We start from the raw sequence: 22,233 nt of genomic DNA on the forward strand, positions 1-22,233 counted from the left end.
TCCATTCCGGACGGTGAATTCCGCGCGGAAATACTACTACTGATTTCGGCTAATTGTTCGCAATCCGAGGGTTAGCCCAGCATCAGTCGGGTACAACCCGCCGTAGGAATCGCCTCGGCAAACTGCCCTGGCGCGGACCGGATAGCGAAGGGAAGGGCCGTGAACACCTCCAGTTTGGCTATCGATTTCCAGCAGGGGCTATCGGACGCGTGGAGTTCGGTGGCGACGTTCGTCCCCAAGCTGGTCGGCTTCCTGGTCATCCTCCTGGTGGGTTGGATCATCGCGAAAGCCGTGGCGACCATCGTGAACAAAGTGCTCGAACGGGTCGGTTTCGACCGGCTGGTCGAGCGCGGCGGCGTCAAGACGATGCTCGACAAGAGCAAATACGATGCCTCCGACCTGCTGGCGAAGCTCGCCTACTACGCGATCCTGCTGATCGCGCTGCAGCTGGGCTTCGGCGTCTTCGGCCCGAACCCGATCAGCACCATGCTCAACGGCATCGTCGCCTGGCTGCCGAGGGCCGCGGTCGCGATCGTCATCATCGTGGTCGCGGGCGCGATCGCCCATGCCGTGCGCGAGATGGTCACCAACATGCTCGGTGGCCTGTCCTACGGCTCGCTGCTGGGCAAGCTGGCCGCGGTGTTCATCTGGGGCGTCGGCATCATCGCCGCGCTGAACCAGATCGGCGTCGCCACCTCGGTCACCACCCCGATCCTGGTCACCGTGCTCGCCACCATCGGCGGCATCCTGATCGTCGGCGTCGGCGGCGGTCTCATCCGGCCGATGCAGCAGCGGTGGGAGAACTGGCTCAACGGCCTCGAGCAGGACATGCCCGCGATGCGCGGCCAGGCGCAGGCCTACCAGCGCGGCCGCGAGGACATCGCGCGCGAGCAGGAGTACGTCGACCAGCAGGCCGCCCGCAACCAGGAGCAGTGGCAGGAGGCCACGTCGGGTGCGGGTTACCCGCAGACCGGCGGCTACCAGCAGCAGCAGGGCGGCTACCCGCAGCAGGGCGGCGGCTACCCCCAGGGTGGCGGCTACCCGCAGGGCACCGAGTACCCGCAGGGCGGCGCCCAGGGCGGTTACCAGCAGGGCTACGGCCAGGGCGGTGAGTATCCGCAGGGCGGTGGCTACACCCGGTACGGCGACGAAGGCGATCGCCGCTAGGGCACCTCGACATCGAAACCACGTCCGCCGCGAAACTTCGCGGCGGACGTTGTCGATTGCGGCCGGAAAGTGACCGGTATGCCGCGCAGACTCGACTCATGAGCGAATCCGAAGCGACCACCGGTCAGCACGACATCACCGACTACGACGATCCCGACGCGCCGTGGAACCAGGCGTGGGACGAGGACGCCGGCATCGCGGGCTGGAACGACGATGTGATCAAGGAGTTCCGGGAGAACTCCGGCAAGGTGGGCGGTGCCTACGCGGGTGGGGATCTCATCCTGCTCACCACCACGGGAGCGAAGAGCGGCAAACGGCACACGACGCCGTTGGGGCCGCTGTACCGGGGCGAGACCATGTACGTGAGCTCGTTCGTCGAGGACAAGTACCCGGACTGGTGGCACAACATCAAGGCGAATCCGCAGGTCACCGTCGAGCTCCGGGACAAGACCTACCGGGCGACCGGCAGGGTGCTCGAAGGCGCGGAGTACGACGAGTTCGCGGCCTGGGTGCTGGCCGAAAACCCCCTGCTGGCGGACTTCCAGTCCAAGATCGACCGGCCCATGCCGCTGGTCGTGCTGACCCTCGACGGCGAGATCGACGCCGCGCCGGCGGAGTAGCCCCGCGACCCGATCGGCCAGCTGTGCGGTCGCGGTCGGGCTGTCGAGCCGTGCGCACGGCCGTCGGCCGGCTGTCGGGCTACTCGCGGGCAGAGTGCCCGGTTCTCACCGAGCGGCGGGGCGGGCGTGCAGGCAGATGCTCGCCAGGCGCAGTTGCAGCCAGTCCGCGTCGAGCCAGGCGGCGGGGTCGGCCGGGGCTTCACCGGTCATCGGGGTGGCGCCGGAGAGCACGGTGGCGACGGTGGCACCGCAGTGGTCGAGCAGGCCGCGGGCGTACCCGGCGAGCAGGACCGGCACGGGTACGCGGTGGGCGTCGTCCACCCCGAATTCGAGGATGTCGCGGACGGCCGCGGCGTGCTGATCCAGTGCCGCCGAAACGGCCGGGTACGCCGCCGCGGCGGCCAGTGCCGGAGCCCCGTGCGAGCGGTGCAGGCGGTTCAACATGCGGCGCGCCGACACTTCGAGCAACGCGGGGCCTAGCAGAAACACTTGGACATGCTAGCAATCGGCGCGCATTTATCGAACTGTGATATTTCACCGATTGCGCTCGCGGTGGTCTCCGGCTAGCCGGCACACCCGATGTCGAAAGAGTTTGTCAGCGAAAGGCATTCGCGTCGGTCAGGGCGCGGCCGAGCACCAGCTGGTGCACCTCCGAGGTCCCTTCGTAGGTGAGCACCGACTCCAGGTTGTTGGCATGGCGCAGCACCGGATAGTCGAGGGTGATGCCGTTGGCCCCCAGGACGGTGCGGCATTCACGGGCGATGGCGATCGCCGTCCTGGTGCTGTTGAGCTTGCCCGCGCTGATCTGCTCGGCGGTGATCCGGCCCGCGTCCTTGGCCCGGCCCAGGTGCAGCGCGAGCAGCATGCCCTTGCCGTACTCCAGCGCCATGTCGGCGATCTTGGCCTGGGTGAGCTGGTAGGCGGCCAGCGGCTTGTCGAACACCTCACGGGAGCGGGCGTAATCGATGGTGGCGGCCAGGCAGTCGGCGGCCGCGCCCAGCGCGCCGAACACGATGCCGAAGCGGGCTTCGCTCAGGCACGCCAGCGGCGCGGCCAGCCCGTTCGACCCGGGCAGCACCGCGTCGGCGGGCAGGCGCACCTCGTCCAGATCCAGTTCGGCGGTGATCGAGGCGCGCAGCGACAGCTTGCGGCGCATTTCCCGGGCGGTGAAGCCCGGTGTATCGGTGGGCACCAGGAATCCGCGCACCACCGGCTTGGCGTCCCCACCCTCGACGGCGTAGGCCCAGACCACCGCCACATCGGCGACCGAGCCGTTGGTGATCCACATCTTCGAGCCGTTCAGCACCCAGTCCGAGCCGTCGCGCACCGCCCTGGTGCGCATGCCGCCCGGGTTGGAGCCGAAATCGGGTTCGGTGAGGCCGAAACAGCCCAGCGCCTCGCCCGCGGCCATCGACGGCAGCCACCGCTGCTTCTGCTCCTCCGAGCCGAACTTGTGGATCGCCGACATGGCCAGCGAGCCCTGCACCGAGACCATGCTGCGCAGGCCGGAATCCACCGCTTCCAGCTCGTGGCAGGCCAGCCCGTAGGCCGTCGCCGACAGGCCGGGGCAGCCGTAACCCTCGAGGTGCATGCCGAGCAGGCCGAGCTCACCGAGCGCGGGCGCGATTTCGCGCGCCGGGAAGGTCCCGGCCTCGAACCAGTCGGCCACGTGCGGGCGCAGCCGCTGCGCGGCGAACGCCGCCACGGTCTTCCTGATCTCGCGTTCCTCGTCGTCGAGCAGGCTGTCGATCGCGAAGAGTTCCTCCACCGTCACCATGCCCCGAGCCTAGAGTGGCCCCTCCGCCGTCGGGCGCCGATGGCCGCCCTCTAGGCTGGTCGCATGAGCGAGCTGGGATTCTCCACCAGGGCCGTGCACGCCGGATTCGATCCCGATCCCCAGACCGGCGCGGTGAACGTGCCGATCTACGCGAGCTCGACGTTCGCCCAGGACGGTGTCGGCGGCCTGCGCGGCGGCTTCGAGTACGCCCGGACCGGCAACCCGACCCGCAGCGCCCTGGAGGCCAACCTGGCCGCCCTCGAATCGGGCGCGCACGGCCGGGCCTTCGCCTCCGGCATGGCCGCCACCGACTGCGTGCTGCGCGCCACCCTGCGCCCCGGCGACCACATCGTCATCCCCGACGACGCCTACGGCGGCACCTTCCGGCTGATCGACAAGGTCTTCAGCCAGTGGGGCATCGAGCACACCCCGGCCCACGTCTTCGACACCGACGCCATGCGCGCGGCCATCCGCCCCAACACCAAGCTGGTGTGGGTGGAGACGCCGACCAATCCGCTGCTGAGCATCGGCGACATCCCGGCCCTCGCCGAGATCGCGCACGCCGCGGGCGCGAAGCTGGTGGTGGACAACACCTTCGCTACCCCGTATCTGCAGCAGCCGCTGGTGCTCGGCGCCGACGTGGTCGTGCACTCGACCACCAAGTACCTGGGCGGGCACTCCGACGTGGTGGGCGGCGCGCTGATCACCAACGATCCGGAGCTGGACGCGGCCTTCGCCTTCCTGCAGAACGGCGCGGGCGCGGTGCCCGGCCCGTTCGACGCCTACCTCACCATGCGCGGCACCAAGACACTGGCCGTGCGGATGGAGCGGCACTGCGACAACGCCGAGGCCATCGCCGGTTTCCTGGCGAAGCACCCGGCGGTATCCAAGGTGATCTACCCGGGCCTGCCGGAGCATCCCGGCCACGCCGTCGCCGACAAGCAGATGCGTCGTTTCGGCGGCATGATCTCGGTCCGGTTGCACGGCGGCCGGGACGCGGCACTGGACTTCTGCTCGCGGACGAAGATCTTCACCCTCGCCGAATCGCTGGGCGGGGTCGAGTCGCTGATCGAACACCCCGGCGCGATGACGCACGCCTCCACCGCGGGCTCCCAGCTCGAAGTGCCCGCGGACCTGGTGCGGCTGTCGGTCGGCATCGAGGACGCCGCGGATCTGCTCGCCGACGTCGAGCAGGCGCTGGCGAAGTAGGGGACCACGGAGATGACGAAGCGGCCGCACTCGACACCGAGTGCGGCCGCTTGCGTACGGGCCGGGTTCGGGGGCTGTGACGGATCAGCCGTGGTAGGGCTCCGCGCTGACCAGGGTCACCTTCATGGTGTTGCCGTTGGGCAGCGTGTATTCGCGCGTCTCGCCGACCTTCGCATCGATCAGGGCACCGCCGAGCGGGGAGTTGGGCGAATAGGTCTCGAGGTCCGAGTGGCCGAGGCCCTCCTCGCGGGTGGCGATGAGGAACGTCTCGGTGTCGTTCTCGTCACCGTCGTAGTAGACCTTCACGACCGAGCCGGGGAGCGCGACGCCGGACTTGGTCGGCGCGACGCCGACCTTGGCGTTGTTCAGCAGCTCCTGCAGCTGACGAATGCGGGCTTCCTGCTGGCCCTGCTCCTCGCGCGCGGCGTGGTATCCGCCGTTCTCCTTGAGGTCGCCTTCTTCGCGACGCTCGTTGATCTCCGCGGCGATGACCGGACGGTTGGCGATGAGCGCGTCGAGTTCGCTCTTGAGCCTGTCGTGCGACTCCTGGGTCAGCCAGGTCACATTCGTCTCGGTCATCTCGATCACTCCCTCGTAGTTGTTCCCGGCGCGCCGGGATTCCCTGATAACCGGGGCATTACCCACCCGAAGGTGGACATGCACCAGCAGGCGGCTGGAGCAATACCCGGGGGTGGTCCTTCCTACCCCGCCAGGCCCGGTCTCGGATGAACCCGTGAACCCGTGACCGCGTTGCGCCGGCCGCCAATGCAGCAAACACGGCTCCGAGGCACGGAACCGTGTATCACGCTATTTTAGCATGAATCGAAAATATGCAGGTAGGAAGTTATTTTTGCCCGGTCGGTCGGCGATTTCGCGGGTCCGCGGCGCCGGTTCAGCCGACCCGGAGATAGGCCGGAACGTCCTCGCTGCAGCCGTAGACCGTGCCCGACGCGGCCCGGGTCGAGGTGCGGATGGTGGTGGTGAGTTCCAGCGTGCCGTGCTCGGAGCCGGGGACGAGCACCTCGCGCCTGCCCACCTCGGCGGTGTCGCGGTCCATCGCGCGCACGAAGCACACCACCGCGCGGTCCGGGTGCGCGCGCGTCAGCTTGAACCGCAGCGAGACCGTGGAGTCGTCGACGACGGTGTAGCCGAGCTGTTCGGCCTGGATCTCGTCCGGGCCGTACTTCTGGAAGCCCAGGTAGGCGACGACGAGACCGGCGGCGAGCACCACCGATGCCAGGACGGGGGCCAGCCACCGGCGCGGGCCGCGCGGGCGGGTGCCGTAGCGATCGGCGGGACGCGCGGTGACGCTGGTCGGCACCGGATCGCTCATGACGGCTCGCTCCCGGGGGGTAGGTCGGAACAACGGAGACTCGAATGGAACTATAGGTAACGAAGACCAGACACCCGCGACCGAGAGCGATGGTGAACGAGACGTGAGTGGCCTTCGCCTCATGGCGGTGCACGCCCACCCGGACGACGAATCGAGCAAGGGTGCCGCGACGACCGCCCGATACGCCGACGAGGGCCACGAGGTCCTGGTCGTGACGTTGACCGGCGGCGAACGCGGCAGCATCCTCAACCCGGCGATGGACACCCCGGGTGTGCTCGAGCGGATCCACGAGATCCGCCGCGAAGAGATGGCCGCGGCCGCCCGCGCGCTCGGCGTGCGCCACACCTGGCTCGGCTTCGTCGACTCCGGCCTGCCCGAGGGCGACCCGTTGCCCCCGCTGCCGGAGGGCTGCTTCGCGCTGGTCCCGCTGGAGGAGGCCACCGAGGCGCTGGTGCGCGTCGTGCGCGAGTTCAAGCCGCACGTGATGACCACCTACGACGAGACCGGCGGCTACCCGCATCCGGACCACATCCGCTGCCACGAGGTGTCGGTCGCGGCGTTCGAGGCCGCGGGCGATCCGGAGCGGTTCCCGGACGCCGGTGAGCCGTGGACGCCGCTCAAGCTCTACTACGACCACGGCTTCAGCAGGCGCCGCCTCGAGGTGTTCGCCGAGGAGTACGAGCGGCTCGGGCAGCAGTTCCCGCTGCAGGGCTGGCTGGACCGGATCAAGGAACGGGCGGGTGACCGCGGCGACATCATGGGCCGGGTGACCACCCAGATCGAGTGCGGCAAGTACTTCCCGCAGCGCGACGACGCCCTGCGGGCGCACGCCACCCAGATCGATCCCAACGGCGCGTTCTTCGCCATCCCGTTGGAGATGCAGCAGCGGCTGTGGCCGACCGAGGAGTTCGAGCTGGCCAAGACCCGGGTGCGCACCTCCATCCCGGAGACCGACCTGTTCGCCGGTATCGAGGACGCGCAGCGGTGATTCTCGAGCTTCTCGCGCAGACACCGGGCACGCCGACCGGGCCCGAGTTCGGTAAGGCGTCGCCGCTGGGGCTGGCCATCGTGCTGCTCCTGCTGGTGGGCACCTTCCTGCTGGTGCGGTCGATGAACCGGCACCTGAAGAATCTGCCGCCCACCTTCGAACCCGAGCATCCCGAGCCGGATCAGGCCGCCGACGAGGGCACCGACCCCGGAGCGGTGCGCCTGGAGGACACCGCCGAACCCGACACCGGCACCGATCGCTCGCCGAAGCCCGACCGCGGCTGATTCCCCTGCTGACGGCGCACAACGGTGCGCCGCAAGCCTTTTCGACCCGCCACCACGCTCGTCGCGGCACCTGTCGCCGGTCGCCCGCCCGTGGTTAGATGCTGCCACTCGAACGGGCGGGCCCGCTCGACCGGCGCCGCCGCTCGACCGCCGCCGCCCTCCCCACGACCGAAGGACGCCCATGGACACTGTGCTCGGCCGGATCGATTCCGCTCTGGACACCACCGCCGCGATCGTCGCCGCGGTGGACGACGACCGGCTCACCGCACCGACACCGTGCGCCGACTGGGACGTGCGCACGGTGCTGAACCATCTCGTCGGCGGTATGCACACCTTCGCGGCGAAGCTGAGCGACAACGACTCCGGTGCGGGCACCGCGCAGGGCTGGCTGGGTTCGGACCCGCAGGCCGCCTATGCCGCGGCGGCGGAGATCGATCGCGCGGCCTGGCGCCGCCCCGACGTGCCGACCGCCACCCTGCACCTACCGATCGGCCCGGCGCCCGCGCCCGCGGCGGCGCTGGTGCACCTCACCGAACTCGTGGTGCACGGCCTCGACGTCGCGGTGGCGGTGGACCGGGTGGACCTCGTCGACGAGGCGATGTGCGCGCACCTGCTGGAGACGATGCTGGCCTACCACGGCATCGACCCCTACCGGGCGCTGGGCGCTTTCGGTGCGGAGCTGCCGGTCGAGGACGACGCGCCCGCGCACCGCAAGCTGCTCGCCTACACCGGCCGGAAGTGGTGACCGGCCGGCGCACCCGGTAGCAGGCGGCCCGGGGGACCGGCACGGCGGCCGCGTGGATCGGCGGTCGCCGGGCACTCTGTGTCCTGACCCGTTTCCGCGCGGGTGTGGAAGGCTGGAACCATGAATCGATTGGCCGCCGCGACGTCGCCGTATCTGCGCCAGCACGCGGACAACCCGGTGCACTGGTGGGAGTGGGAGCCCGCCGCACTGGCCGCCGCCAAGGAACGCGACGTGCCGATCCTGCTGTCGATCGGCTACGCCTCCTGCCACTGGTGCCATGTGATGGCGCACGAGTCGTTCGCCGACCCCGCGACCGCCGCGCTGATGAACGAGAACTTCGTGTGCGTGAAGGTCGACCGGGAGGAACGGCCCGATCTCGACGCGGTGTACATGAACGCCACGGTCGCCATGACCGGGCAGGGCGGCTGGCCGATGACCTGCTTCCTCACCCCCGACGGCGAGCCGTTCTACTGCGGCACCTACTACCCGAAGACCCCGCGCGGCGGCATGCCGTCGTTCACCCAGCTGCTCACCGCCGTCACCGACACCTGGCGTAACCGGCGCGACGAGGTGGACCGCGCCTCCGCCCAGGTGGCCGAGGCGCTGCGGGCGCAGAGTTCCGGCCTGCCGGAGGGGGAGCTGCGGATCGCCCCGGAGCTGCTCGATCACGCGGTGGCGGCGGTGGTGCGAGAGGAGGACCGCGAGCACGGCGGGTTCGGCGGCGCGCCGAAGTTCCCGCCGTCGGCGCTGCTCGAGGGCCTGCTGCGCAGCTGGGAACGCACCCGCGACCCGGCCGTGTACGGCGTGGTGAGCCGCACGGCCGAGGCGATGGCCCGCGGCGGCATCTACGACCAGCTGCGCGGCGGCTTCGCCCGGTACTCGGTGGACGAGCGCTGGCTGGTGCCGCACTTCGAGAAGATGCTCTACGACAACGCGCAGCTGCTGCGCGCCTACGCCCACCTGGCCCGCCGCACGGTGCCGGACCGGTCCGATCTGGCGGCGCGGGTCGCCCGGGAGACGGCGGGCTTCCTGCTCGACGATCTGGGCACCGAGCACGGCGGCTTCGCCTCCGCGTTGGACGCCGACACCCACCTGGAGCCGGACGGTCCCGGCGTCGAGGGCGCCACCTACGTGTGGACCCCCGCCGAACTCGTCGCCGAACTCGGCCCGCAGGACGGCGCGTGGGCCGCCGAGGTCTTCGGGGTGACGACGGCGGGCACTTTCGAGCAGGGCACCTCGGTGCTGACCCGGCGGGCCGAGCCCGACGATCCGGAGCGGTTCGAGCGCGTCCGCGCGGTACTGCGGGCCGCCCGCGACCGGCGCCCGCAACCCGCCCGCGACGACAAGGTGGTCACCGCCTGGAACGGGATGGCGATCACCGCGCTGGCCGAAGGGGGCGCGGCGCTGGGCGAGCCCGCCTGGATCGAGGCGGCCGCCGCCTGTGCCCGCTTCCTGCTGGCCGAGCACGTCCGTGACGGGCGGGTGCGGCGCGCCTCGCTCGGCGGCACCGCGGGCACCTCACCCGGTGTGCTGGAGGACTACGCGTGGCTGGTCACCGGCCTGCTGGCGCTGTATCAGGCCACCGGCCAGGCGGATTGGCTCGAACCGGCCCAGGTGTTGCTCGACAGCGCCATCGCCCATTTCGCCGACCCGGAGGCGCCGGGCAACTGGTTCGACACCGCCGACGACGCCGAGACGCTGGTGGCCCGCCCGCGCGATCCGATCGACGGCGCCACCCCGGCGGGTGCCTCCGCGCTGGCCGAGGCGTTGCTCACCGCCGCCGCGCTGGCCGACCCGGAGCGCGCCGTGCGTTACCGGGAGGCGGCCGAACAGACCCTCACCCGCGGTGCGCTGGTGCTGGCCAGGGCCCCGCGCTCGGCCGGGCAGTGGCTGGCGGTGGCCGAGGCCGCGGTGCGCGGGCCGATCCAGGTGGCGGTCGCGGTGCCCGCCGAGCGGTCGTCGGCCGCCGAGGCCCTGCTCGGCACCGCACGGCGGGCCGCGCCGGGCGGATCGGTGATCCTCGCCGGCGAGAGCGGTTCGGCGCCGCTGCTGGCCGATCGCGCGCCGGTCTCGGGAGCGGCAGCCGCCTACGTCTGCCGGGGCTCGGTCTGCGATCTGCCGGTGACCGACGAGAAGGCGCTGCGGGAGGCTCTCGCCCGCGTCTGAGTGCGCCCGTCGGCGCCGGCGCGGGAGCCCGCCGTCAGGGCGGCCCGTCGGGCTGCTCGTGCTGCGGGGTGGCGGCGCGGATCTCGGTCATCCCGCTCATCGGCAGGCGCCGTGAGCCGTGGCCGGTACCCGACTCCGCGCCGTCGCCCGTGGTCTTCCACCGGTCCTCGCAAGGCGACGGCCGGGCGGGCGTCTCGATGTCGGTCCAGGTCGCGGTGGGCACCGGCATGCCGCGCAGCAGGATGTGCCGGTAGGCGGTCCACTTCACCCGTTCGTGCGGGGCGGCGGCCTCGATCAGCGCGCGGCTGACCAGGATTCGCCGTGGCACCCGCTTGGCCTCGGCGGTCAGGCGCGCCGCCTCGTTCACCGCGTCTCCGATCACGGTGTACTCGAGCCGGGTGTCGGTGCCCACGTCACCGGCGAACACCTGCCCGCGGGCCACGCCGATACCGATGTCGAGTTCGCCGATCGCGGTCACCTCGTCCCGGATCCGCCGGGCCGCCCGCAGCGCGGGAGTGGCGTTGTCGCGCAGCGCGATCGGCGCGCCGAAGATGCACAGCGCCGCGTCGCCCTCGAACTTGTTGACCAGGCCGTTGTTGTCCTCGGTCGCGGCCACCACGATCGAGAGCAGCCGGTTGAGCTTGGCGACGAACTCCTGCGGCGCCAGCTCCGTCGACAGCGCCACCGACCCGGTCACATCCACGAACAGCGCGGAGACCACCCGCACGTCCCCGGTGAGGTCCAGCCCGCCCGCCAGCGCGCGTTCGGCCACCTCGGCGCCGACATGCCTTCCGAAGACGTCGCGCATCCGGTCGCGCTCGCGCAGGTTGGCGGCCAGCTCGTTCACCGAGTGCTCCAACCGGCCCACCTCGCTGGCACTGCCGACCGGCACCCGCACGTCGGTCTCGCCCTTGCTGATGCGGTCGAGCGCGAGCCGCAGCGTCCGCATCGGCGTGGCGACCGAGCGCGCCAGGAAGGTGGTGGCCAGCGCGCCCACGGCGATGCCGACACCGGAGAGGTAGATCGCGGTGCGGATGCGGTCGGGCGCGCCGGCGGCCGGGTCGGCCAGCACCACGATCAGCATGACCAGCGGCATGGCCCCGGAGACCGCCCAGGTGACCACCACCCGCACCAGCACCGAGGAACTCCAGTGCATGGTCGCGCCGAGCACCCGCGCCACCACCGGGATGGTCGGGCGGATCAGCCGGTCCACGATGAGGAAGGTCACGGCGGCGGATTCGAAGGCGCCCAGGGTGAACAGCGCCGCCGTCACCGCCGTGTTGTTGTGCGGGGTGAACTGGGAGAACATCGAGGTCGCGATGATCACGCCGGGGATCCACAGCGCCAGTGCCCTGGCCGTGATCGCGATCGGCAGCCGCAGGACCTTGCGAGCCTCCTCCGGGGTGGGTTTGCGCGCCTCGTTGAGCCAGCGGAAGTAGACGTTGCGGTCGCGGACGGCCAGGCCGACGCCGATGAGCAGACCGATGATCGGGTAGACGGCGACCATCGTCAGGGTGTGCCGCCAGTCGGGGCCGAGCCTGCCGAGGAAGCCGCTGAGCCACAGCTGCGTGACGATGACCGCGAGGCCGGTCATGTTCGCGGTGATGACCACTGCGGCCAGCCCCCACCGGGCCTTGAGCGCCCAGACGACGAGCTTGGCGATCACGACCGGAGCACACCTGCTCGGGTCGTTCGCCGTCGACGCGGCGTGCGGGACACGGGGGACACGACTCAGCAGCTTAATCGCCGCGCACCCCGCTAGCCCAGGACGACGAGCCAGATCGCCACGTAGTGGCACAGCGCGGCCAGCACTGTCGCGGCGTGGAAGAACTCGTGGTGGCCGAACACCTCCGGCCACGGGTTCGGCCACTTGGTGGCGTAGAGGATCGCGCCACCGCTGTACATCAGGCCGCCGGCGAGCAGCAGGAGCAGCGGCACCCAGCCGACGGCGCCGTGCAGCTGCCCGGCGACGGGCACGATGGCCCAGCCGAGCAGCAGGTACAGCGGCACCCCCACCCAGCGCGGCGCGGTCGGCCACAGCAGCTTGAGCGCCACCCCGGCCAGCGCGCCCGCCCACACCACCGCGAGCAGCACCTGACCGGTGCGCCCGGGCAGGCCGAGCAGCGCGAACGGGGTGTAACTTCCGGCGATGAACAGGAAGATCATCGAATGATCGGCGCGTTTCATGCGGATCCGGGTGCGCGGGGTGCGCCAGGTGACGCGGTGGTAGACCGCGCTGATGCCGAACAGTCCGCACACGGTCACGCCGTAGATCAGCGTGGACCACCCGGCGGTGGCGGAGACGGTGGCCGCGGTGGCCACCAGCACTGCCACAGCGACCGCGGCGACGGCGAGTGCCCAGGTGTGGATCCACCCGCGCATCCGCGGTTTCACCAGCGCGTCGAGCGCCTCGGCCGGTGAGGCCGCCTCGAGGGCGGCGTCGGCGGCCCCGGTTGCTTCGGACACGGACGTACCTCCTGGAGACCGGTGAGTAACCTACGGTACCGTAGGTTTGGGCGGGTAACCACTCCTCCACGGGGTAACGCAGTCGCTGCCGGTTTCACAGTGACGAGGCGTACTGTTGGTCGCCGTGGAGTTTCGGAACCGGGTGCGTGGCCTGCCGTACCGCATCTACGAGGCCCGGCTGGTCAAGCAGCTGGCCGGCAGACAACATCCCCGCCATGTGGCGGTGATGTGCGACGGTAACCGACGCTGGGCCCGGGAGAACGGTTTCACCGACGTCAGCCACGGGCACCGGGTGGGTGCGCTGAAGATCGCCGAACTGGTCGAATGGTGCTCGCAGGCGGGCATCGAGATGGTCACCGTCTACCTGCTCTCGACGGAGAACCTGCAGCGCGACCCGGAGGAGCTCGAGACCCTCTTCGAGGTCATCACCGACGTGGTCGAGGAACTGTCCGCGCCCGAGCGCGACTGGAGCGTGCGCATCGTCGGCTCGCTCGACGGCTTCCCCGAACTGATCGCCAAACGCATGCGCACCGCCGCCGAGCAGACCGAGGGCAGGCGCGGCGTGCACGTCAACGTGGCGGTCGGCTACGGCGGGCGCCAGGAGATCGCCGACGCGGTGCGCTCGCTGGTGCGCCAGGAGATCGCGGCCGGGGAGACCGGCGAGGACCTGGTGCAGTCGATCACCGTCAACGCCATCGGCCAGCACCTGTACACCTCCGGCCAGCCCGACCCGGACCTGGTCATCCGCACCTCCGGCGAGCAGCGGCTCTCGGGTTTCCTGCTGTGGCAGAGCGCCTACTCCGAGATCTGGTTCACCGAGGTGTACTGGCCGGAGTTCCGGCGCGTGGACTTCCTGCGCGCCCTGCGCGACTACGCGGCACGGCACCGGCGATTCGGCGTGTGAGGCAGCGCCTTCCGCGCCGCGGCCGGGCGGCGGTCAGAGCTTGCGCAGGCGCAACCGGTTGATGCTGTGGTCGGCGTCCTTGCGCAGCACCAGCGTCGCGCGCGGGCGGGTCGGCAGGATGTTCTCCACCAGATTCGGCCGGTTGGTCGAGTTCCAGATCTCCTGCGCGGCGAGCGTGGCCTGCTCGTCGGTCAGGCTCGCATAGTGGTGGAAGTGCGCGTCGGGATCGGCGAACGCGGTCTTGCGCAGCGCGAGAAAGCGTTGCACATACCACTTCTCGATGTCTTCGATACGCGCGTCGACATAGATGGAGAAGTCGAACAGATCCGAGACCATCAACCGCGGACCGGTCTGCAGCACATTGAGTCCCTCGACGATGAGAATGTCGGGCTGGCGGACACAGTGCAGCTTGCCCGGCACGATGTCGTAGGAGATGTGCGAATAGACCGGTGCGCACACCTCCTCGGCGCCGGATTTCACCTCGGTGACGAACCGCAGCAGTTTGCGGCGGTCGTAGCTCTCCGGGAATCCTTTGCGGTGCATGATGCCGCGGCGGGTGAGTTCGGCGGTGGGATAGAGGAATCCATCCGTTGTGACCAAATCCACACGCGGATGGTGCTCCCAGCGCGCGAGCAGGGCTTGCAGCACGCGCGCGGTGGTCGATTTGCCGACCGCCACACTGCCCGCCACGCCGATCACGAAGGGCACCTGCCGATCCGGGTGTTTCTCCCCGAGGAAGGTGGCGGTGGCCGCGAACAGGCGCTGCCGCGCGGCGACCTGGAGGTGGATCAGTCGAGCGAGAGGGAGGTAGACCTCGGCGACCTCCTCGAGGTCGATCTGTTCGCCGAGACCGCGCAGGCCGATCAGCTCTTCCTCGGTGAGCACCAGGGGAGTCGATTTGCGCAGTGTTCGCCACTGCTTGCGATCGAATTCCACATAGGGGCTCGGCTCGCTCATTCGTGCCACTTACCCGACGCTCCGTTTCGGCAAACACGCACACATGCCGGGTCGGCACTGTGACATCCGGACCAGCTCTCGCCGCATGATCGGATTGTCCTCCCGGGTATCGGGACGGGAAACAGGGGGTACCGCTACCGGTTGGTAACCGCTGGTACACCGGCGGACAGGGCGGTGCCGCGCGCAGTAGGGTCGCGGACATGGATGCGCATCCGCTCGTGACCGAATATCTGCGCCTCGGCCTGGCCTTCGACCGGCTCGAGGAAGGCTTCGTCGACGCCTACACCGGTGACCCCGCGCTGCGCCGCGAGGTGGCGAACGCGCCCGCGCCGCAGCCGCGCGAGCTGGCCCGCCGCGCCGCCGAATTGCGCGCCGCCCTACCGGATTCCGGCCTGCCCGCCGAGCGGGTCGAATTCCTCGACGCGCATCTGCGCGCGCTGGAATGCTCGGGACGGAAATTCGCCGGCGACGACATCGGATTCGTCGACGAGGTGCGCGCCTATTTCGACGTCGAGATCGCCCCCGGCAACGTCGAGGACTACCTGGACGCGCACCGCCGCATGGACGAGGTGCTGGCCGGGGACGGCATGCTGGCCGAACGCATCGCCGCCCACCGCCGCGCCGACGAGATTCCCCCGGAACGGCTTTCGGCCTGCGTGGAGGCGTTCTCCAGCGCGCTGCGGGAGAAGGTGCGCGAGCGCTACCCGCTGCCCGACCACGAGCACGTCACCTACGAGGTGGTGGGGGACAAGCCCTGGTCCGGCTTCAACTACTACCTGGGCAACTTCCACTCCCGGGTCGCGATCAACTCCGATCTCAAACAGCACATGGCGAACCTGCCGCATCTGATCGCGCACGAGTCCTACCCCGGCCATCACACCGAGCACTGCCGCAAGGAGGCCGGGCTGGTGGCGGCCGGACAGGCCGAGCAGACGCTGTTCCTGGTCAACACCCCGCAGTGCCTGATGGCCGAGGGCCTGGCCGACCTGGCGCTGCGCTCGATCGTGGGCCCGGGCTGGGGCCGGTGGGCGCAGGAGATCTACGCGGATCTGGGGTTGCGCTTCGACGGGGAGCGGGCCGAGCGGCTGGCGCAGGCCTCGGCGCAGCTGCTGTCGGTGCGCCAGGACGCCGCGCTGCTGCTGCACGACCGGCGCCGGGACGAACGCGAAGTCGCGGAGTTCCTGCAGCGCTGGAGCCTGGTGACGCCCGACCGCGCGCGCCAGCAGCTGCGCTTCCTGTCCTCGCCGCTGTGGCGGGCATACATCAGCACCTACGTCGAGGGCTACCGACTGCTCGGCGACTGGCTCGACCGCGCGGGCGACCCGGCCGAACGCGGCGAGCGGTTCCGCAGGCTGCTCGACGAGCCGCTCACGCCCGCCGCGGTGCGGCGGGAACTGAGCGCCTCGGTCTGAGGTCGTGGTCGGGGGTCCGGCGACCTACTGGATGACAACGCAGCCCTCGCCGGACGACAGGCCGCACAGCAGCAGGGACAGCTGCCGTAGCAGCGCTTCGACGGGGTTGTTCGGCACGGAGACCGGGTGCAGCATGTCGCCTCTTCTCGCTGGGGAGTCGGTCACCCGGTCAACCGTGGCGGGCGGGCCCGGTGTTACCGGTCAGCGGAAGATGACGCAGGTCGTGGTGCCGTGCGCGACCAGCCTGCAGTCCTCGTCGACGACCCGTCCTTCGGCGGTGGCGGTGGTGCGGCCCACGTGGATGGTGGTGCCGGTGGCGGTGAGCCGGCGACCGTCGGTCGGGGCCGCCCGGATGTAGTTGATCTTGAGTTCGAGAGTCGTGTAGCCCACCCCGGCCTCGAGGGTGGTGTGCACCGCGCAGCCCATCACCGAGTCCAGCAGGGTGGCGCAGATCCCGCCGTGGGTGGTGCCGAGCGGGTTGGCGAAGTCCTGGCGGGTCCGCACCGCGAAGACCACGCGGCCGTGTTCGATCTCGTCGACCTCCATGCCGAGCAGGTCGCCGATGAACGGCGGGCGGTCCGGCATGGTCATGGCCGTGCGCAGCAGGTCAAGGCCGGACAGGCCGGCGAGATCGACGGAGGAAGTCATGGCAGTCACGTCCTTTCGGTGAACCGATCGGTCCACATCTGCGATGATTGCAACATGGACCGATCGGTTCACGCAAGCGCCCGGCACGGCGGAGGAGGACGGCGGATGACCGTGGGACCGCGCGACCGACTGATCGAAGGCACCATCGCCCTGGTACGCGAGCAGGGCGTGCAGGGCGCCGGACTCGCCGCCCTGCTCGAACGCACCGGCACCTCGCGCAACTCCCTCTACCAGCACTTCCCGGCGGGCAAGAGCGAACTGGTCGAGGTGTCCACCCGGGTCGCCGCCGGGCGCCTGTCCGCCTACCTGGAGCGGGTGACGGCGACCGGGACGCCCGCCGACTGGGTGACCGCACTGGTGGCCTGGGGCAAGCGGCTGCTGGAGTCCAGCGAGTTCACCGCGGGCTGCCCGGTGGTCGGCGCGGCACTGGCCGAATCCGAGCCCGGCGTGCAGGCCGCCGCCGCCGACGCCTTCGCCGACTGGACCCGCAAGCTCGCCGCCGCGCTGGCCGGCACCGGCATCCCCGCGGACCGGGCGCGGTCGCTGGCGGGGTTCGCCTTCAGCTCGGTCGAGGGCGCGATCGTGCTGGCCAGGGCGAGCAAGTCGATCCGCCCGCTCGACGAGGTGGCGGAGAATCTGCGCGTGCTGCTGGCCGCGGAGACGGCGGGGCCGGGCCGGTAACCCCGTGCGCCGCACGCCACCGGCGCCCCCATAGACTGAGGCCGTGACGCAGACGACCGCCTCTGTCAATACCCAGTCTCTCGGTGAGCTCGATCCCGAGCTCGCGGCCGCGATGGCAGGCGAACTCGCCCGCGAGCGCGACACTCTCGAGATGATCGCCTCGGAGAACTTCGTGCCGCGCGCGGTGCTGCAGGCCCAGGGCAGCGTGCTGACCAACAAGTACGCCGAGGGTTACCCGGGGCGTCGCTACTACGGCGGTTGCGAGAACGTCGACGTCGTCGAGAACCTGGCCCGCGAGCGCGCCAAGGAACTGTTCGGCGCCGAATTCGCCAACGTACAGCCGCATTCCGGCGCGCAGGCCAACGCGGCGGTGCTGATGTCGCTGATGGATCCCGGCGACCGGCTGCTCGGCCTCGACCTCGCGCACGGCGGCCACCTCACCCACGGCATGCGGCTGAACTTCTCCGGCAAGCTCTACGAGGTGCACTCCTACGGGGTGAGCAAGGAAGACCACCGCGTCGACATGGACGAGGTGCGCACGATCGCGCTCGGCGCCAAGCCGAAGGTGATCGTCGCGGGCTGGTCGGCCTACCCCCGTCACCAGGACTTCGCCGCCTTCCGCGCGATCGCCGACGAGGTGGGTGCCTACCTGTGGGTGGACATGGCGCACTTCGCCGGTCTCGTCGCCGCGGGCCTGCACCCCTCGCCGGTGCCCTACGCCGATGTCGTCTCCTCCACCGTGCACAAGACCCTCGGCGGTCCCCGCTCCGGCCTGATCCTGGCCAAGCAGGAGTTCGCCAAGAAGATCAACAGCGCGGTCTTCCCCGGCCAGCAGGGCGGTCCGCTCATGCACGCGATCGCGGCCAAGGCGGTGGCCTTCAAGATCGCGGGCACCGAGGAGTTCCGCGACCGCCAGCAGCGCACCCTGTCGGGCGCGAAGATCCTGGCCGAGCGACTCACCGGCGCCGACGTCGCCGACAAGGGCATCAGCGTGCTCACCGGCGGCACCGACGTGCACCTGGTGCTGGTCGATCTGCGCAACTCCCAGCTCGACGGTCAGCAGGGCGAGGACCTGCTGCACGAGATCGGCATCACCGTCAACCGCAACGCCGTGCCGTTCGACCCCCGGCCGCCGATGGTCACCTCCGGTCTGCGGATCGGCACCGCCGCCCTGGCCACCCGCGGCTTCGGCGACGCCGAGTTCACCGAGGTCGCCGACATCATCGCCACCGCGCTGGCGGGCGGCTCCGATGCGGAGACGCTGCGCGGTCGGGTGCGCGCGCTGGCCCAGCGCGTGCCGCTCTACCAGGGCCTGGAGGATTGGCACCTGCTCGGCTGAGCACGCACCGACGACCGCCGTCGGAGGCGCGGCAGTGCCGCCGCCCCGCTCGGGCAGCTCGACAACGCGAACGGCCGGGTCCGCACCCCTCGTCCGAGGGAGGTGACCCGGCCGTTCGTCGTCGGTGGAAGGCCCGTCAGGAGGCGAGGACCCGCAGGTGCTCGAGTTCGGCGCGAGCCTGCTCGCCCGCATCGCCGAGATCCGTGCGCCCGAAGACGTTCCAGGTGCGCAGCAGCGGCGCGAACACCTTCTCGTTCTCGGCCGCGCGGTCGTAGATGCCCGCCTCGGCCAGCACCGCGTCACTGGACCGGCCGTCGGGCAGGTCGACCCGCGGCACCTCGAACGCCGCGACCCGGTCGGCGACCGCCCGCATGGTCTGATCGGGGACGAGTGCGAAGGCCGCCGAGACCAGTTCGGCGAAGAACACCGACTGCAGCTCGTCGTCGGCGGCGATGCGCTCGGCGATCGCGGTGACCATCGGGTTCTCGTCCATCGCGGCGATCGTGTGGTGCCGCACCGCCGAGGCCTTCTCCTCGAACGCCGCGTTGGCCAGCACGTCGAGCAGGTGCAGCGGCGGACGGCGGAAGCCCGCGGTCATGTGCGCCATCCGGGCACGTTCCAGATCGACCGGGTCCACCGCCCTGGTCACCATCAGGTAGTTGCGGATGAGTATCTCGTGCCGGTTCTCCTCGGCGGTCCAGCGGCCCACCCAGCGCCACCACGGGCCCTTGCGCAGGTACTTGCCGAGTTCGCGATGGTAGGAGGGTAGGTTGTCGGCGATCAGCACGCTCACCGTGAGCGCGAGCGCGGTGACCTCGCCCAGCGAGGACTGGGCCGGATCCCAGTCCTCACCGCCGAGGAACGCGAAATTCCGTCCGTCGTCCCAGGGCACGTAGTCGTGCGGCTGCCACTCGTCGGCGGCGGCGACATGACGATGCAGATTCAGTTCCACCTCGTCGGCGAGCGAATCCAACAACTCGCGATCGGTCAAGAGTGTTTGCACACCGACAACCTAGCCGCTGCGGGAAAACCCGTGGGGCGGACGGTCGACAAACAGTGAAAAGCCCGGGCCGCGCCGCAGCGCGCGCCCGGGCGTTTCGTGACCGGTCACTACCGTATGGTGACGTTGGTCTGCCCGTTCACCCAGGTGATGGTGCCGCCGGTGAAGGTGCTCTGCTTGCCGCCGGGGATGTCGGTCTCGTCGGAGGTGGGGTAGCCGAGTTCGCCGTTCGCGCCGCCGTTGGCCTCCCACGCCTTGCGGATCTCGCCCCACACGATGTGCGGCTCACCTTCGGCGGGCTCGTAGATGGTGCCGCCGACGAAGTCCTGGTACTTCCCGCCGTTGGGGCCGGCCTCCTCGGCCTGCAACGGTGCGCCCAGCGGGCTGCTCGGCCCGCCCACCGCCATGTACTTGTCGTAGATGTCGCCCGAGACGGTGACCTCGGTGCCGTCGGGCGTGGCCATCCTGGTCTGCTCACCCGCCTCGGAGTCCTCGCCGCCCGGGGAGGTCGTGGCGCCCGCGGTGCCGGTGGTCGTGCCACCCTCGGCCCCGGTGGTCGTCTCGTCCGCGCCCGCGGTGGTGGTCATGGTCGCCATCGGACCGGTGGTGGCGGTGGCCGCCGCGTTGTCGTTGTCGCTGTCGTCGGTGCAGCCCGCCACGATGAGCGTGCCTGCCGCCAATGCCGCGATGAATCCAGCCGAACGTCGAGCGTGGTGGTGCATTCCATCCCCTCTCGTGTTGCTACGCGCGGCGTCCCTGCCGACGCCGCGCGTAGCCTAGGCCGAAACTCGGCAACGATCCGGCGAATCACGCTGTGACACGCCGAATCCGTACCGAACAGGTAACTCGGCGGATATTACCCGTCCGAATATGGAATGAAACACACTCTGGAAGTTTGCCCGTTTCAGGCGTTCGGCCCGTATTCCTCGAGCATTTCCGTGACCAGCGCCGCGATCGGCGACCGCTCGCTGCGGGTGAGCGTGATGTGCGCGAAAAGCGGGTGCCCCTTGAGCTTTTCGATCACCGCGGCGACACCGTCGTGCCTGCCGACCCGCAGGTTGTCGCGCTGGGCGACGTCGTGGGTGAGCACCACCCGCGAGCCCGACCCCAGCCGGCTCAGCACCGTGAGCAGCACGTTGCGCTCCAGCGACTGCGCCTCGTCGACGATCACGAACGAGTCGTGCAGCGAGCGGCCGCGGATGTGGGTCAGCGGCAACACTTCCAGCATGTCGCGGCTGAGCACCTCCTCCATCACCTCGGGGGAGGCCAGGCCGTCGAGGGTGTCGAACACCGCCTGCGCCCACGGGCCCATCTTCTCGCTCTCGCTGCCGGGCAGATAGCCCAGCTCCTGCCCGCCCACCGCGTAGAGCGGCCGGAAGACGACCACCTTGCGCTGGGTGCGCCGCTCCAGCACCGCCTCCAGCCCCGCGGTGAGCGCGAGCGCGGACTTGCCGGTGCCCGCCTTGCCGCCGAGGGACACGATGCCGACGCTCTCGTCCAACAGCAGATCGAGCGCGATGCGCTGCTCGGCGGAACGGCCGTGCAACCCGAAGGCTTCGCGTTCGCGCACCAGCTGCACCCGCTTGTCCGGCGTCACCCGGCCGAGCGCGCTCGAACTGCCGCCGAGCAGCCGAATCCCGGTGTGGCAGGGCAGTTCCCGGGCCGCGTCCAGGTCGATGACGGACTCGGCGTAGAGCTGGTCGATCTGGCTCGACGCCACATCCAGCTCCACCATGCCCGACCAGCCGGAGGTCACCACGTCCTGGGCGTGGTACCCGTCGGCGTGCAGGCCGACCGCGCCGGCCTTGACGCGCAGCGGAATGTCCTTGGACACCATGACGACCCGGCGTCCCTCCGCGGCCAGGTTCAGCGCGCAGGCCAGGATGCGGGAGTCGTTGGTCTCGGTGCGGAAGCCGACCGGAAGGACCGACGGATCGGTGTGATTGAGTTCCACCTGCAACGTTCCGCCCTCGGTCCCGATCGGCACCTGCTGGTCGAGGCGACCGTGCAGCAGACGCAGATCGTCCAGGTTGCGCAAGGCTTCCCGGGCGAACCAGCCCAGTTCGTGGTGATGCCGTTTGCCTTCGAGCTCGCTGATCACGACGAGCGGGAGCACCACGTGGTGTTCGCCGAACCGGGTGAAGGCCCACGGGTCGGAGAGCAGGACCGAGGTGTCGATGACGAAGGTCTTGGCGGATGCCTGGGAGTGCGAGGAGCGGGCCCCCTTGGAGTCGGACGAGACAGCGGCGGTCTTCCCGGTGCCGGTGGAATGGGAGGTCGCCGAGGAGGCGGAAACGGAGCGTGCAGCAGTCACGGTGGGCTCCTTTTGCGTTCGCCCGGCACCCGCGCGAACGATCTCGCTGGACCGGTCCGTCCTGATGGCGCGATGTCAGTCGCGGCCACGAGGGCCGGGTGCCGGCCCCCTCGAACTGAGTAGCTCAGTCACGGTCAGGACCTCCCGTACGAACCACACCGACGCGGTCCGCACCACCGACGCTACAGGCCGGTGCCCGGTGCGCGCTCGGCGATCGGGTAGG

The 22,233-nt window shown here is 70.3% G+C and carries 23 protein-coding genes; 11 read left to right on the plus strand and 12 right to left on the minus strand.

Annotated features, from left to right (window positions below; genetic code table 11):
- Positions 1-159: 159 nt before the first annotated feature.
- Complete coding sequence (locus tag AMO33_RS24680) at positions 160-1,167, plus strand: mechanosensitive ion channel family protein (protein WP_060594448.1); 1,008 nt, start codon at positions 160-162, stop codon at positions 1,165-1,167.
- 98 nt (positions 1,168-1,265) lie between these two features.
- Entirely contained in the window at positions 1,266-1,787 is a 522-nt protein-coding gene (locus AMO33_RS24685) for a nitroreductase/quinone reductase family protein (protein ID WP_060594449.1), read from the plus strand.
- A 105-nt stretch (positions 1,788-1,892) separates the two neighbouring features.
- Here AMO33_RS24685 and AMO33_RS24690 read toward each other — a convergent pair whose 3' ends face one another.
- Positions 1,893-2,276, minus strand: a complete 384-nt coding sequence (locus tag AMO33_RS24690; protein WP_011211365.1) for a DUF6401 family natural product biosynthesis protein — start codon at positions 2,274-2,276, stop codon at positions 1,893-1,895.
- A 106-nt stretch (positions 2,277-2,382) separates the two neighbouring features.
- Positions 2,383-3,564 carry an acyl-CoA dehydrogenase family protein gene (locus AMO33_RS24695; protein ID WP_060594450.1) on the minus strand — a complete coding sequence of 394 codons (1,182 nt, stop codon included), beginning with the start codon at positions 3,562-3,564 and terminating at the stop codon, positions 2,383-2,385.
- Positions 3,565-3,627: 63 nt separating this feature from the next.
- Here AMO33_RS24695 and AMO33_RS24700 point away from each other — a divergent pair, with 63 nt between their 5' ends.
- Entirely contained in the window at positions 3,628-4,773 is a 1,146-nt protein-coding gene (locus AMO33_RS24700; protein WP_060594451.1) for a cystathionine gamma-synthase, read from the plus strand.
- Between the two features lie 84 nt (positions 4,774-4,857).
- Here the strand turns inward: AMO33_RS24700 and greA are convergent, their stop codons facing one another.
- Entirely contained in the window at positions 4,858-5,352 is a 495-nt protein-coding gene (gene greA / locus AMO33_RS24705; RefSeq protein WP_011211362.1) for a transcription elongation factor GreA, read from the minus strand.
- Positions 5,353-5,665: 313 nt separating this feature from the next.
- The gene (locus tag AMO33_RS24710) at positions 5,666-6,106 is read right to left on the minus strand and encodes a DUF4307 domain-containing protein (RefSeq protein ID WP_060594452.1); all 441 of its coding nucleotides are present in this window, start codon (positions 6,104-6,106) and stop codon (positions 5,666-5,668) included.
- 103 nt (positions 6,107-6,209) lie between these two features.
- On the opposite strand from AMO33_RS24710, the gene mca reads away from it, so the two are divergent.
- The 4 genes from mca (at position 6,210) to AMO33_RS24730 (ending at position 10,289) form a co-directional block, all read left to right on the plus strand.
- Entirely contained in the window at positions 6,210-7,094 is an 885-nt protein-coding gene (gene mca / locus AMO33_RS24715) for a mycothiol conjugate amidase Mca (protein WP_011211360.1), read from the plus strand.
- Positions 7,091-7,378, plus strand: a complete 288-nt coding sequence (locus AMO33_RS24720) for a hypothetical protein (protein WP_011211359.1) — start codon at positions 7,091-7,093, stop codon at positions 7,376-7,378. Before mca ends, AMO33_RS24720 begins: the two co-directional genes overlap by 4 nt.
- A gap of 181 nt (positions 7,379-7,559) precedes the next feature.
- Positions 7,560-8,123: a TIGR03086 family metal-binding protein gene (locus tag AMO33_RS24725; RefSeq protein ID WP_060594453.1), complete on the plus strand. Its 564-nt coding sequence runs from the start codon at positions 7,560-7,562 to the stop codon at positions 8,121-8,123.
- 120 nt (positions 8,124-8,243) lie between these two features.
- Positions 8,244-10,289 carry a thioredoxin domain-containing protein gene (locus AMO33_RS24730; RefSeq protein ID WP_060594454.1) on the plus strand — a complete coding sequence of 682 codons (2,046 nt, stop codon included), beginning with the start codon at positions 8,244-8,246 and terminating at the stop codon, positions 10,287-10,289.
- Between the two features lie 34 nt (positions 10,290-10,323).
- On the opposite strand, the gene AMO33_RS24735 is transcribed toward AMO33_RS24730, so the two are convergent.
- Both AMO33_RS24735 and trhA read right to left on the minus strand, forming a co-directional pair.
- Positions 10,324-11,955: an adenylate/guanylate cyclase domain-containing protein gene (locus AMO33_RS24735; RefSeq protein WP_011211356.1), complete on the minus strand. Its 1,632-nt coding sequence runs from the start codon at positions 11,953-11,955 to the stop codon at positions 10,324-10,326.
- Positions 11,956-12,047: 92 nt separating this feature from the next.
- Complete coding sequence (trhA, locus tag AMO33_RS24740) at positions 12,048-12,671, minus strand: PAQR family membrane homeostasis protein TrhA (protein ID WP_050768336.1); 624 nt, start codon at positions 12,669-12,671, stop codon at positions 12,048-12,050.
- A 199-nt stretch (positions 12,672-12,870) separates the two neighbouring features.
- Here trhA and AMO33_RS24745 point away from each other — a divergent pair, with 199 nt between their 5' ends.
- On the plus strand, positions 12,871-13,659 hold the full coding sequence (locus AMO33_RS24745; RefSeq protein ID WP_011211354.1) for an isoprenyl transferase: 789 nt from the start codon (positions 12,871-12,873) through the stop codon (positions 13,657-13,659).
- A 33-nt stretch (positions 13,660-13,692) separates the two neighbouring features.
- Here AMO33_RS24745 and coaA read toward each other — a convergent pair whose 3' ends face one another.
- On the minus strand, positions 13,693-14,625 hold the full coding sequence (gene coaA / locus AMO33_RS24750) for a type I pantothenate kinase (RefSeq protein ID WP_011211353.1): 933 nt from the start codon (positions 14,623-14,625) through the stop codon (positions 13,693-13,695).
- Between the two features lie 191 nt (positions 14,626-14,816).
- On the opposite strand from coaA, the gene AMO33_RS24755 reads away from it, so the two are divergent.
- Positions 14,817-16,028, plus strand: a complete 1,212-nt coding sequence (locus tag AMO33_RS24755; protein ID WP_011211352.1) for a hypothetical protein — start codon at positions 14,817-14,819, stop codon at positions 16,026-16,028.
- A 24-nt stretch (positions 16,029-16,052) separates the two neighbouring features.
- On the opposite strand, the gene AMO33_RS31745 is transcribed toward AMO33_RS24755, so the two are convergent.
- Complete coding sequence (locus AMO33_RS31745) at positions 16,053-16,193, minus strand: hypothetical protein (RefSeq protein WP_159005472.1); 141 nt, start codon at positions 16,191-16,193, stop codon at positions 16,053-16,055.
- Between the two features lie 36 nt (positions 16,194-16,229).
- Positions 16,230-16,676 (minus strand): PaaI family thioesterase, encoded by a 447-nt coding sequence (locus tag AMO33_RS24760; protein ID WP_060594455.1) that lies wholly within the window; start codon positions 16,674-16,676, stop codon positions 16,230-16,232.
- 105 nt (positions 16,677-16,781) lie between these two features.
- Here AMO33_RS24760 and AMO33_RS24765 point away from each other — a divergent pair, with 105 nt between their 5' ends.
- Together AMO33_RS24765 and glyA are read left to right on the plus strand one after the other, a co-directional pair.
- Entirely contained in the window at positions 16,782-17,357 is a 576-nt protein-coding gene (locus AMO33_RS24765; RefSeq protein WP_060594456.1) for a TetR/AcrR family transcriptional regulator, read from the plus strand.
- 43 nt (positions 17,358-17,400) lie between these two features.
- Positions 17,401-18,696, plus strand: coding sequence for a serine hydroxymethyltransferase (gene glyA / locus AMO33_RS24770; protein ID WP_011211349.1), 1,296 nt, complete (start codon positions 17,401-17,403; stop codon positions 18,694-18,696).
- A gap of 136 nt (positions 18,697-18,832) precedes the next feature.
- Here glyA and AMO33_RS24775 read toward each other — a convergent pair whose 3' ends face one another.
- From AMO33_RS24775 to AMO33_RS24785, 3 genes are all read right to left on the minus strand, one after another.
- Positions 18,833-19,699 carry an acyl-ACP desaturase gene (locus tag AMO33_RS24775; RefSeq protein ID WP_060594457.1) on the minus strand — a complete coding sequence of 289 codons (867 nt, stop codon included), beginning with the start codon at positions 19,697-19,699 and terminating at the stop codon, positions 18,833-18,835.
- Positions 19,700-19,806: 107 nt separating this feature from the next.
- Positions 19,807-20,418, minus strand: a complete 612-nt coding sequence (locus AMO33_RS24780) for an LGFP repeat-containing protein (protein WP_060594458.1) — start codon at positions 20,416-20,418, stop codon at positions 19,807-19,809.
- Between the two features lie 182 nt (positions 20,419-20,600).
- Positions 20,601-21,875: a PhoH family protein gene (locus tag AMO33_RS24785; protein WP_371392068.1), complete on the minus strand. Its 1,275-nt coding sequence runs from the start codon at positions 21,873-21,875 to the stop codon at positions 20,601-20,603.
- Positions 21,876-22,233 lie beyond the last annotated feature (358 nt).

This window comes from Nocardia farcinica, from assembly GCF_001182745.1.
Taxonomy (GTDB): domain Bacteria; phylum Actinomycetota; class Actinomycetes; order Mycobacteriales; family Mycobacteriaceae; genus Nocardia; species Nocardia farcinica.

Coding starts and splice junctions, on each gene's coding strand:
- AMO33_RS24685 (WP_060594449.1), top strand. CDS start 1,266: ATGAGCGAATCCGAAGCGACCACCGGTCAGCACGACATCACCGACTAC.
- AMO33_RS24695 (WP_060594450.1), bottom strand. CDS start 3,564: ATGGTGACGGTGGAGGAACTCTTCGCGATCGACAGCCTGCTCGACGAC.
- AMO33_RS24700 (WP_060594451.1), top strand. CDS start 3,628: ATGAGCGAGCTGGGATTCTCCACCAGGGCCGTGCACGCCGGATTCGAT.
- greA (WP_011211362.1), bottom strand. CDS start 5,352: ATGACCGAGACGAATGTGACCTGGCTGACCCAGGAGTCGCACGACAGG.
- AMO33_RS24710 (WP_060594452.1), bottom strand. CDS start 6,106: ATGAGCGATCCGGTGCCGACCAGCGTCACCGCGCGTCCCGCCGATCGC.
- AMO33_RS24725 (WP_060594453.1), top strand. CDS start 7,560: ATGGACACTGTGCTCGGCCGGATCGATTCCGCTCTGGACACCACCGCC.
- AMO33_RS24730 (WP_060594454.1), top strand. CDS start 8,244: ATGAATCGATTGGCCGCCGCGACGTCGCCGTATCTGCGCCAGCACGCG.
- trhA (WP_050768336.1), bottom strand. CDS start 12,671: ATGCGCGGGTGGATCCACACCTGGGCACTCGCCGTCGCCGCGGTCGCT.
- AMO33_RS24755 (WP_011211352.1), top strand. CDS start 14,817: ATGGATGCGCATCCGCTCGTGACCGAATATCTGCGCCTCGGCCTGGCC.
- AMO33_RS24760 (WP_060594455.1), bottom strand. CDS start 16,676: ATGACTTCCTCCGTCGATCTCGCCGGCCTGTCCGGCCTTGACCTGCTG.
- AMO33_RS24765 (WP_060594456.1), top strand. CDS start 16,782: ATGACCGTGGGACCGCGCGACCGACTGATCGAAGGCACCATCGCCCTG.
- AMO33_RS24780 (WP_060594458.1), bottom strand. CDS start 20,418: ATGCACCACCACGCTCGACGTTCGGCTGGATTCATCGCGGCATTGGCG.